The organism is Geosporobacter subterraneus DSM 17957 (assembly GCF_900142145.1).
Classification (GTDB): Bacteria; Bacillota; Clostridia; order Peptostreptococcales; family Thermotaleaceae; genus Geosporobacter; species Geosporobacter subterraneus.
Genome location: NZ_FQZV01000043.1, coordinates 18,451 through 32,872, shown reverse-complemented (window position 1 = coordinate 32,872; position 14,422 = coordinate 18,451). Strand labels below are relative to the sequence as shown.

Genomic DNA, 14,422 nt, shown 5'->3' with positions numbered 1-14,422 from the left:
ATCCCATATCTCATAATGAAGAACCTTTGGGAGGATATCAGTCTTGAATTTCTGATACTTGGGGGAATGAATATCATCATGAGCCCATTGCCCAAGGGGAACATATTTAGAAAGAAAAAGCACAAGCCAACGAATTTGTTGATTTTGGTATTGGATTATTAAAAGTAAATAGGTTATAATTGAGTTCATAACAATGACCTTTCTTTCAGGGAGAATTTTGTGTGAGAACTTAATTATAACCGAAAATAGGGGGTCATTGTTTTTTTATTTCAAAAAACTTTGTAACCCTTAATATATAAAGAGTTTAAATCTAAAAAGGGGTGTCATACTTGACACTACCTAGAAAATGACAGGAGGAGAAAAAATGAAGAGAAAAGCCCTTTTAGCATTATCTATCATGATGATTTTTGCATTGCTGGTAACAGGCTGCAGTTCCGCACCAACCCAAGCAGATCAGCCGAAGGATGCGGCAGAAGAGAAGTTAAAGGTAGCCTTTGTTTACGTAGGACCTGTAGGCGATGCAGGATGGACTTATGCCCATGATATGGGAAGACAATACTTAGAATCACAAATACCGAATATTGAAACAACCTTTATCGAATCTGTACCTGAGGGGGCTGATTCGGAGAGAGTAATCACTGAATTGGCAGAAAAAGGAAATAAAATTATATTTACAACAAGCTTTGGTTATATGGATCCAACGATCAATGTTGCAAAAAAATATCCGGATGTCACTTTTCTCCACTGTTCAGGCTTTAAGACCAGTGAAAATGTAGGAACCTATTTCGGGAGAATGTATCAAGCCAGATATTTATCCGGTATTGTAGCCGGTCAAAAAACATCCTCTAATGTGATTGGATATGTAGCAGCTTTCCCAATTCCTGAAGTAGTAAGAGGAATCAATGCCTTTACTTTAGGCGTTCGTTCAGTAAATCCAGATGCGGTTGTAAAAGTTGTTTGGACCAATACCTGGTACGATCCTGCAAGAGAAAAAGAAGCTGCCAAGGGCTTGCTGGATGCAGGGGCTGATGTGATCGCCCAGCATCAGGATACGCCGGGACCACAGCAGGCAGCTGAAGAAAAAGGCGCTTTCTCTATCGGATATAACACGGATATGAGCCAGTTCGCACCAAAGGCATATTTAACGGCACCGGTTTGGAACTGGGGACCATACTATGTAGAAACTGTGCAGGCTGTGATGGATGGCACCTGGAAAACCGAGCAATATTGGGGCGGCATGGATGAAGGCATTACACAGTTAGCACCAATGACAGACTTAGTAGATGCTGAAACAAAAGCATTAGTAGAAGCAAAACAGAAAGAAATCATTTCCGGTACCTGGGATGTATTTACAGGAGAAATTAAAGATCAAAATGGAAACGTAGCCGTAAAAGCGGGAGAAAAAATGACTGATGAGCAAATGCTGTCCTTCGACTGGTTTGTAGAAGGAGTAGACGGAACCATCCCTAAATAGAAGAATCTACGGACAAAAATAAATGGCACACAGGATTTCGCTTGTGTGCCAGTTTTCACACTCAGTGATTTGGAAGGAGAGAAACCATGGCAGCAAAACAGTTGGTATCGATGCGGGGAATAACAAAAAGCTTTGGCACTGAAACAGTAAATGATCGGATTGATTTTGATCTGCAGGCAGGAGAAATCCATGCACTGTTGGGAGAAAACGGTGCAGGAAAATCCACCCTGATGAATATTCTATCAGGAGTATATCGTCAGGATGCTGGAGAAATTAAACTTCACGGACAGCCAGTGACCATTCAGTCTCCAAAGGATGCCATCGGCTGCGGGGTGGGTATGATCCACCAGCATTTTAAATTGGTAGAGAATTTGACGGCTGCTGAAAATATCATTTTAGGTTATAAGAAAGGACTCATGTTAAATCGAAAGAAGATTAATCAGGAAATTGCCGAATTCTCTATGTCCTATGGACTATCAATCCAACCTCAGGATTGTATTTACCAAATGTCTGTAGGAGAAAAACAACGGGTAGAGATTTTGAAAGCTCTTTACCGGGGAGCCGATATATTAATCCTGGATGAGCCTACGGCGGTTTTAACACCACAGGAAACAAAGGAGCTATTCACCATACTGAAGAAAATGGCAGCGGAAGGCTGTGGGGTAATCATTATTACCCATAAGATGCAGGAGGTTATGGAAATTGCCGACCGCATTACGGTACTGCGAAAAGGAAAAAAGGTAGGCACACGGGAAATCGGGCAGGTCAATGAACAGGTGCTTGCAGAAATGATGATGGGACAGATGGTAATCCGAGAGCGGATTAAAAATATAAATCCAGTAGGAGAAACTGTACTAACGGTTCAGAATCTTACTGTTAGAGGCGATAAGGGTGTCGATGCGGTCAAGGATGTTTCTTTCACTGTGAATCAGGGAGAAATTCTGGGGATAGCCGGTATATCGGGAAGTGGTCAAAAGGAACTGGCTGAAGCTATCGCAGGCTTAAGACGGGCTGAAGCCGGAAGTATAAAGATCGCTCAGGAAGAGACCAAAGGGAAAACAGCTAGAGAAATGATCGACCTGGGGATAAGCTTCGTACCGGAAGACCGATTGGGCATGGGACTGATCGGAACCATGGATATGGCAGACAATTTGATCTTGAAGGATTATAGAAAACCTCCCATTAGCCGTGGAATATTTATCGACAAGCAAAAAGCCAAAGAACGGGCTAGTGCAGTTATTGAACAATTCGATGTAAAGATAGCCGACAACAATGGCGCCATCAAAAGCTTATCCGGCGGCAATCTGCAAAAGATTCTGTTGGGAAGAGAAATTTTAGAAGAACCAAAGATACTCATTGCAGCCTATCCGGTAAGAGGTTTAGATATTGGAACAACGGAGGCAGTATATAATCTGCTGCTGGAGCAGCGCGACAGAGGATGTGCAGTAATTTTTATTTCTGAGGATTTAGATGAAATTATGGAGCTTTCAGATCGGATCATGGTTATGGAAGGCGGCAGAACTACGGGGATTGTGAAGCCTGAAGAAACGTCTGTAGAAGAAATCGGAAGAATGATGCTCAGTGGCAGAGTCAGTTAGGAGGAAGGACGATGAATGGACGATTTAAGATAGAAAAAAGAGAAATCCAGAATAAATATGCCTTGACGGGTATCCGATTAGTGGGAATCTTTCTAGCGCTGATTGCAGGCGGCATCTTCCTGGCTTCTACAGGACACGGACCCATCCTTGTGTACAAGGCTATGCTGAAGGGTGCTTTCGGGTCTTCCTATGGGATTAATGAAACCATCGTAAAGACCATTCCTCTTTTATTGGCTGCTTTAGGAATTTCTGTTGCCTTCAGGATGAAGCTTTGGAATATCGGTGCAGAGGGGCAGATCTGCGTAGGAGGCATCGCCGCTTCCGCCGTGGCGCTAAAGTTTGGTCATTTACCCAGTTATGTGCTGCTTCCGTCAATGCTGCTGGCCGGTTTTTTGGGCGGCGCCATATGGGGGCTGCTGCCTGCCATCCCGAAAGCATTATGGAAAACCAATGAAACCATTACGACGCTAATGATGAATTACATCGGTATTTTATGGGTAGATTATCTGGTATTTGGACCTTGGAAAGATCCTAAGGGATTTAATTTTCCTATTACTCCGGAATTTAGTCCTGCTGCATTCCTGCCTACCTTTGGCAGAAGCAGGGTGCACACGGGAATTATCATCGCCTTAGTTTTGGCGGCTTTATTATATGTGATCATCAATAAAACCCTATGGGGATATGAAATACGTGTGGCGGGAGAAAACAGCGAAGCGGCTAAGTATGCGGGAATGAATGTTAAAAGAAACATTATTTTGGCCATGGGGATCAGCGGTGGAATCGCGGGAATTGCAGGAATGACTGAGCTTGCTGGAATTACCCACCGGCTCCAATCCGGTTTCTCCCCGGGATATGGCTACAGTGCCATAATCATTGCATGGTTATCCCGATTAAATCCTATAGCAGCCATCGGCGTATCCTTTTTGTTCGGAGGTATGCTGGTAGGAGGTTACGCAGTACAAACCAGCGGGTTACCCGCAGCTACTGCTGTAATGATGCAGGGACTAATACTGTTTTTCGTACTGGGAGCAGAGTTCTTTACCCAGCATCAAATTACCTGGATCAAAAAAAACCATGCAGAGAAACCGGTAGTAAGAAAGGAGGTAGAAATTCATGGATAGTGCCATGCTAATCGCAACATTAGCAGCAGCCGTAACTGCAGGGACTCCAATATTCTATGCGTGCCTGGGAGAACTTTTAACGGAAAAGTCCGGCAATCTGAATCTCGGCGTGGAAGGGATGATGCTCATCGGTGCGGTCTGTGGCTTTAAAGCAGCTGTGGCTACAGGAAACCCCTGGATCGGCTTTTTAACTGCAATGCTGGCTGGGGCTGCCATTTCTCTTATCCACGGATTTCTTACGATTCATCTGAAGGCAAGCCAGGTAGTAAGTGGTCTGGCGTTGACAATTTTCGGTACAGGATTAAGCAGCTTTATCGGAAAACCCTTAATCGGCATACCAGCACCGGTGAAGTTTAACAAAATTCCTATTCCGGGGTTATCAGAGATCCCTTATGTGGGGCAGATATTTTTTAATCATGATGCCCTCATTTACTTGAGCTATGTTGCAGTGATTTTGGTGTGGGTTTACTTATATAAAACCAACATGGGATTAAAGCTGAAGGCAGTGGGAGAAAACCCGGCAGCGGCAGATTCACTGGGGGTAAATGTAATGAGGATGCAGTATATTCATGTAATGCTCGGGGGCGTATTTGCCGGAGCAGGAGGTGCTTATCTATCCTTAGCCTATGCACCTGCCTGGCTGGAAAACATGACAGCGGGACGGGGTTGGATTGCTGTTGCCCTTGTGATCTTTGCTCTGTGGAATCCATTGAGAGCAATGCTGGGTGCCTATATCTTTGGAGGCCTGGATATACTAGGATTTAGAGCCCAAACCTTTGGTATTGCCATATCTCCCTTTTTTATGAAAATGATCCCCTATTTATTTACCATTGCAGTTCTAATTTTTATTTCTGCAAAGAATAAGCGGGACGTAGCTCCTCCTGCAGCCTTAGGGGTCAGCTATTCCAGAGAAGAAAGATAGACTGTTTTAAAAGCTTCCGGCACTATAGCCGGAAGCTTTTAAATGAGGCGCAACAATCCAAGAAAGATCAGTATGGTTGCAGAGATATATTTTAAAATATGCTCTCGGGTCAGATGACCCACTTTTTTGCCCAAAAGCTCTCCAGTCTTAAAAAAGAGAATGTTGATCAAAAAAATTGCAGAGATAAAGGTTATCATATGGATTTTTACGATGGATACAGCCAAACCGATCGTAAAGGCATCCATAGCCAATGCCATACCAATATATATGGCTTCCTTGGTCTCTATGACTCCTGAGTGGTCCCTGTCACCACTGACGGGGTCACGGATAATATTGATGACAATTCCCAGGGTTTTGATAGAGATGATCTTGATCATCCGTTTTCCTTCTTGAGGTGGGTAACGGCAATCTAAGTAGGCCTGGATGAAAAAAACAAAGCCCAATAGGAGAATCAAAACAGAACTGAGTAATTTCGCTTGAAAAACAGAGATAAAATTTAAAAGCAAACTGCCCAAGGCAAAGGCCACCGATAGAAATATGACAGAGATCATATTGATCAATAAAAGAGATCGGAGCGGGACCCTAATTTTTTTCATGCCATAGGTAACGCCTAGGCCAAAGGTATCAATACTAATAGATATTGCAAGCAAAATGGGATAAAAGTACATGGCTTCCCTCCATTCTGAAGACATGGATTGTTACTTTTATTGTATGTAATTAAGAAAATAACCGTTCATATTTTTAAATATTTTCACTGTTTGACAGCAATGCTAGAACATGGTAAGATTGACAAGAAAAAATACCTTTAAAAGGAGTCCAGTGAGGCTAACAAGGAGGAGAAACAATGATCAAAAGTAAGGAAATTGCTAAAATGCTGCTGGAAATTCAAGCGGTTACCTTAGGAGATTCAGAAAAATTATTTACCTGGGCGTCAGGAATCCGCTCGCCGATTTACTGTGACAACCGTTTGACCATGGCATATCCACAGGTAAGGGAAGCAATAGCAGAAGGCTTTGCCGCTATCATCCAGGAAAAGTATCCGGATGCAGAGGTATTAGTAGGAACAGCTACAGCGGGTATCCCTCATGCCGCTTGGACTGCACAAAAATTGAATATGCCCATGGCTTATGTAAGAAGTACTGCCAAAGCCCATGGAAAAGGAAATCAGGTTGAGGGAAAAGTCCTTCAGGGACAAAAGGTAGTAGTAATCGAGGATCTGCTTTCTACCGGAGGAAGCTCCATGAAGGCAGTGAAAGCACTGCAGGAGGCAGGGGCTGATGTACTGGGCGTCTTAGCGATTTTCACCTACGGCTTTGAGCAGGTGGATCAACTGTTTTCCAGTGAAAACATCCCTTATGATACTCTGACCAGTTATCAGGTTTTACTGCCCTTAGCGAAGGAGCTGGGGCTTTTGAAGGAAAGTGAAATGAGCCTATTGGAACAGTGGAGTAAAAACCCTTATATATTTACAACAGCGTAATTGGGGCGGGCCTTGTGTCCGCCTGTTTTCATCTTAAAAAGGTAAATAAACTTTAAATCTATGACAAACTGCGTGTGGGTGAGATACATGTAGAAATGCATCAGAATTTTGGATGAAATAGGGCCATGGAATTATTGTCATGTTTGACCATTTTGATGCATAATATACAATATGTAGTACGATAGGAAAAATCCAGCACAACAGGAGGGGTACGAAGTGGTAACAAAGGTTCAGAAGAGAAACGGCGAAATTGTCGATTTTGACGGAGGAAAAATCAAAGCGGCAATATTTGCGGCAGCCAAATCTGTTGGTGGCAAAGATGAAATGGTAGCACAAAGACTTACGAAAATGGTTATAGAAATTATCAATGAAACCTATGGTGCAAGTATACCAATGGTAGAAGATATACAAGATGTAGTGGAGAAGGTTCTGATCGAGGAAGGCCATGCAAAGACAGCAAAGGCTTATATACTCTATCGTAAAAAGCATGAAGAGATACGTGAAGTAAAGAACCTTTTCATGGATGCAGAACGGATGATTGAAGAATATGTTAATTTAGAGGACTGGCGGGTATATGAGAACGCCAACATGGGTTTTTCCTTACAGGGCCTGAATAATCATATTGTTGAAAGCATTACAAAGAAATACTGGTTAAACAAGATTTATCGTAAAGAGTTAAGAGATGCTCACATTAAAGGTGATTTACATATACATGATTTAGGTTTGCTGGCACCTTACTGCTGTGGATGGGATCTAGAGGCTTTTTTAAGAAAGGGCTTTAAAGGTGCAAAGGGAAAGATTGAATCCAAACCTCCAAAGCATTTTGAATCCGCTTTAGGACAGTTAGTAAATTTGCTGTATACCTTGCAGGGAGAATCCGCAGGGGCACAAGCCGTATCCAGCATCGATACTTATCTGGCACCTTTTATCTATTATGATGAATTAAATTATGCACAAGTAAAAAAGGCAATCCAGAGATTTGTGTTTAACCTGAATGTGCCAACACGGGTAGGTTTTCAAACCCCCTTTACCAATATAACCTTAGATATTACACCCCACCCATTGCTGAAGAACATGCCTGTTATCATCGGAGGACAGTCCATGGAAAAAACCTATGGAGAGTTCCAAAAAGAGATGGATATGTTCAATAAGGCTTACTGTGAAGTGATGATGGAAGGAGATGGCGCCGGCAGAGCCTTCAGCTTCCCAATCCCAACCATTAACATCACCCATGACTTCCCATGGAGCTCAGAGGTAGTGAACGCTGTAATGGAGATGACGAGAAAATTTGGGACTCCTTATTTTGCCAACTTCCTAAATGCAGACCTTTCTCCTGAGGATATTCGTTCCATGTGCTGTCGTCTGCGACTGGATAACAGAGAACTGCGCAAAAGAGGAGGAGGCCTCTTCGGGGCGAACCCACTAACAGGATCTATTAACGTAGTTACTTTAAATATGGCCAGAATCGGTTACCTATCCTCTTCACCTGAGGAGTTTAAGCGAAGAGTAAGAGAGTTAATGGAGCATGCAAAAGAAATCTGTGAAAGCAAGCGGGATGTCTTAGAAAAATATATGGATGCAGGGCTATATCCTTACTCCCGTTACTATCTGCAGGACGTGAAAGATAGCATGGGACAGTATTTTAAAAATCATTTTTCCACCATTGGATTAAATGGGATGAATGAGGCGTGCATTAACCTGCTGGGGGTAGATATTACCACAGAAGAAGGAAACGAATTTGCTATTGAGGTAATGGAGTTTATGAATCGTGTGATTCAAATCTTCCAGGAAGAAACAGGAAGTTTATGGAACCTTGAAGCCGCTCCTGCAGAAGGTGCAGCTTACCGCTTTGCCCGCTTGGATAAGAAGATGTACCCGAATATCTTTACTCAAGGCAAAGACGAACCTTATTATACAAATTCAACACAGCTTCCCGTAAACCATACCAGGGATATTTTCGAAGCTGTAGAAAAGCAGGAGAAGCTGCAAACCCTATATACAGGCGGTACCGTTCTCCATGGTTTCATCGGTGAGGAGATTGACAGCATTGAGAGCTGTAAGCTGCTGATCAAACGCTTGATGGAAAACAGCAGCATTCCATATATCACCATTACACCAACCTTCTCCATCTGTGATGACCATGGCTATATATCAGGAGAGCACTTCCAATGCCCTCACTGTGGCAGGGAGGCGGAGGTATGGTCCAGAGTAGTGGGTTTCCACCGACCGGTACAATCATGGAATAAGGGCAAGCAGGAAGAATTCAAGGATAGAGAAGAATTTGATTATACATATAGCTTGGATCGGGTAGAAGAGATCAGACAGGAGACAAAAGTAGGATAGAAATCAGGTGAAATGAAATGGACTTTCTAGGACATGAGAAGACTTCACTGGTGGATTATCCTGACAAGATTTGTACCATATACTTTGTAGGAGGCTGCAACTTTCAATGTCCCTACTGCCACAACGGGCCTTTGGTAAGGATGGAGGGCATCAGGATAACAGAAGATGAAGTGTTCCGTTTTCTGCATAAACGAAAAAAGTATATTGACGGGATTTGTATTTCCGGTGGAGAACCCACTCTTTATGAAGGACTCTACGGATTTCTTCAGAGGGTTAAGAAAGAGGGCCTATTGGTCAAACTAGATACCAATGGGACTCATCCCGAAGTGGTAGAAAGGTTGCTGCGAGAGCAGCTGTTAGACTATGTGGCCATGGATCTTAAAGCTCCCTTTCATAAGTATGAGGCAGTTGCTGGTGCAAAGGTGAACATAGAGGACATTCAAAAAAGCATTGAACTGATCCGCAATGCTGAGATAGACTATGAATTTCGTACCACTGTATGCAGAGAGCTTTTAACCAAAGAGGATATTTTAGAGATCATTGGTCTTATCAAGGGAAGCAAACGATACAGCCTGCAAAACTTTCGGGATGGGGAGACTGTCCTGGGAGGAGCAGGTCAGTTTCATCCCTTTGATATAGATACTTTAGAAGAGATCGAAAGAGAAACAAAGGATTATTTTGAAATCCTAAAGATAAGGAAATAAAACAAGATAATTAGAAACAGGGCCCTTCTTTTGAATGGTCCTGTTTCATTGAGGGGAATAGGTTCTACTTCTGGGATCTCTTAAAGGGAATGTTTAGCAATCCCAATATCCTGAGGGGATAATTCTTGTTTGGAGAGAGGGATTGTGTTATGATAGAATAAGTGAATTATTTAACATAGGAAACTATTTTTTTTCCAGAAAACATAAATTTCAATAATATATGCTTTGTGAAAGGAGGGCTTCTTATATTTAAAAGTATGTACGTAAAACCTGCTTTTCTACATTCAGAAAGCATATCGGAGAACCGCAGCAAGTACATGGTCTTAGTAGCATGGGGGCTCACTCTGCTGGGGTTTGGTTTGGCTATGGATACACCAAGAGGCATACTCTCCGGTCTATACCGGATCATTGTAGAGCCGGACTTTCTGATTACAGATTATATTAGCGTGGGGGGCCTGGGAGCAGCCTTTGTGAACGCAGGGCTATTAATGCTGATTTCCACGGGCATGCTGCGGTTTTTAGATATCAAAATTACTGGAGCCAGCATATCCGGTGTGTGGCTGATGTCAGGCTTTGGTCTCTTTGGCAAAAATATTTTAAATGTATGGTTTATCATTTTGGGAGTATGGTTATTTTCTTGTTTTCAAAAAGAAAAATTCAGCAAATATGTATATATTGCTTTGTTTGGAACAAGTTTAGCACCCATTGTAACCCAGATCATATTTGGTTTAAATATGCCTAAGACCTTTAGTATTCCTTTAGGAATGTTTACGGGTATTGCTGTTGGATTTATCCTTCCACCTCTTTCTACCCATATGATGCGGATTCATCAAGGCTTTAATTTATACAACATTGGCTTTACCGCAGGTATCGTAGGCACGATTCTCGTTTCGATTTTTAAGTCTAACGGACTGCAAATGGATACGAGGATTATTTGGTCTACAGCTCACCAAATGCCATTGGCCATCCTGCTAGGAATCTTATTTGCCAGTATGGTAGGTATGGGCTATGTTTATAATGGCATGTCCTTTCGAGGGCTGCAAAAACTATATAAGTATTCAGGAAGGGCAGTAACGGACTTTCTGGTACTGGAGGGCTTTCCACTAACCTTGATTAACATGGGTGTCAACGGGATTTTTGCTACAGTTTATGTAATATTGGTCGGAGGTGCCCTAAATGGCCCTGTTATTGGAGGAATTTTCACAATTGTAGGTTTTAGTGCCTTTGGAAAGCATCTATCCAATATATTTCCTATTTTTATAGGGGTAGCTTTAGGGGGTTTAACCAAGATGTGGGCTGTTAACGAACCGGGCATGCTGTTGGCAGCATTATTTGGTACTACGTTGGCCCCGATTGCAGGACAGTTTGGATGGGGATATGGTGTTATTGCCGGTTTTCTCCATTCTCTGGTGGTACAAAATGTAGGCTATCTGCACGCTGGATTAAATCTTTACAATAATGGATTTTCTGGGGGCATAGTAGCAGCAACGCTGATTCCAATTATTGAAGCTTTCCAAAAGGAGGAATAGCATGAAGCACGAAAGGCTGAAAATATCAAAAATCGTGGAAGAGCTGATGAATTATTTCTTTTATATGGGAGCAACAGAGTTTAATTTCAATGTGCAGGAGACGGAAGAGCACTTTAGAATATACTGCCAAAGCAACTATAAGGAAAATTCACTGAAAAAGCTGGAAAAGCTGGTGAAACTTCTGCATTGCACCAAGCATGAGGAGTTGGAGGAATATTACTGGACCTTGACGGGAGACTGTGATGTAGCCAATGAATTAAGCCTGGTTGGAATGATGATTGATGAAGCAACGGTTAGATATGGTGAAGGAGAAGACGTAGAAATTACGCTGTACAGATACAAGGTGAACAAATCAAAATAAGCAGCATAGAATGATCATGAAGCCCCCGGTATTTTCTTCCGGGGGCTTCATGATCATTCTATGCTGCAGTTTTCAATTGCTATTTTAGAGAACTGGAAAAAAATTATTTATTCTAGTCATTTTAAACATGATAAAATAAAAGGAAAAGGCATCTGACCATTAGAAAGGATCACATATGCAGGATAAAATAAGAAAAATTAATAATAAAGTATATTATAGAATATTCAAGCTGATCTTGATAACGGCCATATTAATGGCGGTTATTTTAGGATTGGTAATGGAAAGTTACAACTATTACAAGGATATGATGGTGATTTCCGAGCAGAATAATATTCTGAGTGTGGCTACAACAGTAGCGGCACAGATGGAAGGATACTTTGAAAAAAAAGATTATTATCTCAGGGAGATACTCAATGAGCCGCAGTTTCAGGAAGAGTTTTTAAAACTAACTCAGGGCCGTGTAAAGGAAGTTAAGTTAATTGAGCTGCTATTTAGGCTTCAAAAACAAGAGTATATTGCATTAGAGCTTATTGACAAGTATGGAAGCCTATTAAAGGCCTATACAAATGATCCTCAATATGTTTACAATATGGGAGAAGATGTTAAAAAGGCCATTATAGCAGGGAAGGAAACCTATTTCATAGAACCTAAAGGAGAAAGGAGTATCAACATAACTTACCCGGTTAGAATAGACAAAGATGTTTTAGGTTTTATAAGAATGAAGCTGAATACCAATTATATTTTTAGCACCTATATTGCAGACTATAAACTAAATCAAAAGGGATATATTTCCTTAAAGGATCGTTATGGAAGGCTGCTTTTTCATCCTTCTAATGAAGGGATCGGAGAAGATGTGGTGGAAGTCAGAAAAAGGCAATATCCGAATTATGACTGGAGTGAGCTGGAAAGTATAGTAGAGAGGCAGACCAATAAGGAGACAGGCGTTGGAACTTACCACTCTATATGGCCTGGAGAAGGGAAACGGGTTAAAAAAATTAGTGCATTTACTACAAGTGATGTAGGAGATACATTTTTCATTGTGAATTTTTCTTTGGACTATAAAGAAACCATATCGGGCATTGAAGGTATTAGGAATGTAACGATATTAGCTTGTCTTTTACTGATTGCAACCGGTTTAGTGATTATAGGATACATTTATCGTGTAGAAATAAAGAAGAATACCCTCATGGTAGAAACTGTGTATTTAAATGAATTAAAGGAAAAAAATGCTCTTTTAATGCATCAGTCCAAATTTGCCGCTATGGGGGAAATGCTTGCTACTATAGCTCATCAATTGAAACAGCCCTTAAATGCACTTAAGCTCTCACTTTATAATATTGAGGATTATTATACACTGGGAGAAAATGATGAAGATTATCTTAAAAAATTGATGGAATCAAATTATAAATTCATAGATAAAATGGCGAAAACCATTGACGATTTTAAATTCTTTTTTAAACCTCAATATGAAAAGTTGGAATTTAATGTCTGGGAAGCTGTTAATTTTGCTATCGATTTAAATACAGAACGAATCAATAATCTGGAAATTGAAGTAAGTCTGAGAGGTACTCAGAGTTTAACCATAAGAGGTGAAAGCAACGTATTTTCACAGGTCGTATTGAATCTGTTAAATAATGCAATTGATGCGATGACAGAAGGAAACGGAAAAAAGTATATAGATATTGGGATTGAAGAAAAGGAAAAAGAGGTTATTGTTGAGATCACCGACAATGGCGGAGGAATTCAGCAGGAGGTTCAAGACAGGCTGTTTGAGCCATATGTAACTACAAAAGGTGATCATGGAACAGGACTGGGTTTGTATATCTCAAAGAATATATTAAAAGAAAAATTCAATGGAGATTTATTGATAGAAAATACAGAGGAGGGAACTAAGGCAGTGATTATTCTACCTAAGGGAGGGGGTAGCGTGTATGAACAGCAGCTTGCTTAAAAATTTAAAAGTCCTTTATGTAGAGGATGAAGAAGAAGTAATGGAGCAGATGAGTTTTTTTCTAAAAAAGAGAACTGGAAGGCTGATTACTGCTAAAAATGGCAAACTCGGCTTAGCGGAATTTAAGTTAAACAGGCCTGATCTGGTCATCTCCGACCTGAGGATGCCTGCTATGGACGGTATTTCCATGGCAAGGGAGATCAGAAAGATCAGCGATGTACCCATTATCATTACCACTGCTTTTTCAGAGAAAGATATGATTTTAAAGGCCGTGGATGTAGGTATCGAAAAATATCTGGTCAAGCCCTTAGATGCTAGAGAACTTGTGGCGGCTATGGAGCGTATTGCAGTAAAAATTTATAGAAGCAGAGGAGAACTTTTAGAAATTAGAAATAGGATACTTTCCAAAGAAGAAAAACAGACGATGGAAGATAATATTAAAAACGCCATTGCAAAATTTATTAAAGAAAAAACTGGAAAGGGCCCGAAAAATGTAAAAGCATTCCTTCATGGTACAACTTTAGAGATAGAAATATTAGAAGCTTTTACAAAAATGGAGAAAACTCTTTTAGAAAAAGAGAAAAATATATCCATCGTAAAATATAACCGTGAAGTATTTTATAAGGATTATGAGGAAGAGATGAAGGAAAGTATAAAAGAGTTTTTTCAATGGGAAATTAGGTTGGAAGCTGTAGAAATCGATATTATAGACGACAAAAATCGACTTTATTTCTCTGTTTGTTAAAAAATACTTTACAATAAAATAGAATTATTGTATATTAAAATTAAAGCTAGGTTTGAAAAGGTTTTCTGTGAAAAGCTTTTCGAAATAGCTAATGGAAATCAAAATTTAATCATAAACCGAGTGTTTGAGTTTATTTGAGAAAGTCTATGGATTTAGCTTAAATAGGTCAACACAGAAATCATTATTTCTGTGTT

General features: G+C 40.8%; 12 protein-coding genes. 11 read left to right on the top strand and 1 reads right to left on the bottom strand.

The features are described 5' to 3' along the window. The first annotated feature begins 364 nt into the window (after positions 1 to 364). The 4 genes from BUB56_RS14385 (at position 365) to BUB56_RS14370 (ending at position 5,115) form a co-directional block, all read left to right on the top strand. Positions 365 to 1,474, top strand: a complete 1,110-nt coding sequence (locus tag BUB56_RS14385; RefSeq protein WP_110942001.1) for a BMP family ABC transporter substrate-binding protein — start codon at positions 365 to 367, stop codon at positions 1,472 to 1,474. A gap of 86 nt (positions 1,475 to 1,560) precedes the next feature. Next, positions 1,561 to 3,072 carry an ABC transporter ATP-binding protein gene (locus tag BUB56_RS14380; protein WP_110942000.1) on the top strand — a complete coding sequence of 504 codons (1,512 nt, stop codon included), beginning with the start codon at positions 1,561 to 1,563 and terminating at the stop codon, positions 3,070 to 3,072. Positions 3,073 to 3,083: 11 nt separating this feature from the next. Next, positions 3,084 to 4,193, top strand: a complete 1,110-nt coding sequence (locus BUB56_RS14375) for an ABC transporter permease (RefSeq protein ID WP_110941999.1) — start codon at positions 3,084 to 3,086, stop codon at positions 4,191 to 4,193. Next, complete coding sequence (locus BUB56_RS14370) at positions 4,186 to 5,115, top strand: ABC transporter permease (protein WP_110941998.1); 930 nt, start codon at positions 4,186 to 4,188, stop codon at positions 5,113 to 5,115. Before BUB56_RS14375 ends, BUB56_RS14370 begins: the two co-directional genes overlap by 8 nt. Before the next feature lie 38 nt (positions 5,116 to 5,153). Here BUB56_RS14370 and ytaF read toward each other — a convergent pair whose 3' ends face one another. After that, positions 5,154 to 5,783 (bottom strand): sporulation membrane protein YtaF, encoded by a 630-nt coding sequence (gene ytaF / locus BUB56_RS14365; protein ID WP_190014560.1) that lies wholly within the window; start codon positions 5,781 to 5,783, stop codon positions 5,154 to 5,156. 176 nt (positions 5,784 to 5,959) lie between these two features. On the opposite strand from ytaF, the gene pyrE reads away from it, so the two are divergent. From pyrE to BUB56_RS14330, 7 genes are all read left to right on the top strand, one after another. Continuing rightward, complete coding sequence (pyrE, locus tag BUB56_RS14360; RefSeq protein WP_110941996.1) at positions 5,960 to 6,595, top strand: orotate phosphoribosyltransferase; 636 nt, start codon at positions 5,960 to 5,962, stop codon at positions 6,593 to 6,595. A 216-nt stretch (positions 6,596 to 6,811) separates the two neighbouring features. After that, on the top strand, positions 6,812 to 8,938 hold the full coding sequence (locus BUB56_RS14355; protein ID WP_110941995.1) for a ribonucleoside triphosphate reductase: 2,127 nt from the start codon (positions 6,812 to 6,814) through the stop codon (positions 8,936 to 8,938). A 17-nt stretch (positions 8,939 to 8,955) separates the two neighbouring features. Next, positions 8,956 to 9,642, top strand: a complete 687-nt coding sequence (locus BUB56_RS14350) for an anaerobic ribonucleoside-triphosphate reductase activating protein (RefSeq protein WP_110941994.1) — start codon at positions 8,956 to 8,958, stop codon at positions 9,640 to 9,642. A gap of 317 nt (positions 9,643 to 9,959) precedes the next feature. Further along, on the top strand, positions 9,960 to 11,171 hold the full coding sequence (locus tag BUB56_RS14345; RefSeq protein ID WP_110942002.1) for a DUF1576 domain-containing protein: 1,212 nt from the start codon (positions 9,960 to 9,962) through the stop codon (positions 11,169 to 11,171). 1 nt (position 11,172) lies between these two features. Further along, positions 11,173 to 11,532 (top strand): hypothetical protein, encoded by a 360-nt coding sequence (locus BUB56_RS14340; protein ID WP_110941993.1) that lies wholly within the window; start codon positions 11,173 to 11,175, stop codon positions 11,530 to 11,532. Between the two features lie 175 nt (positions 11,533 to 11,707). Beyond that, positions 11,708 to 13,483: a sensor histidine kinase gene (locus tag BUB56_RS14335; protein ID WP_110941992.1), complete on the top strand. Its 1,776-nt coding sequence runs from the start codon at positions 11,708 to 11,710 to the stop codon at positions 13,481 to 13,483. Further along, positions 13,464 to 14,228 (top strand): Na-translocating system protein MpsC family protein, encoded by a 765-nt coding sequence (locus BUB56_RS14330; RefSeq protein WP_110941991.1) that lies wholly within the window; start codon positions 13,464 to 13,466, stop codon positions 14,226 to 14,228. Before BUB56_RS14335 ends, BUB56_RS14330 begins: the two co-directional genes overlap by 20 nt. The last annotated feature ends 194 nt before the right edge of the window (positions 14,229 to 14,422 follow it).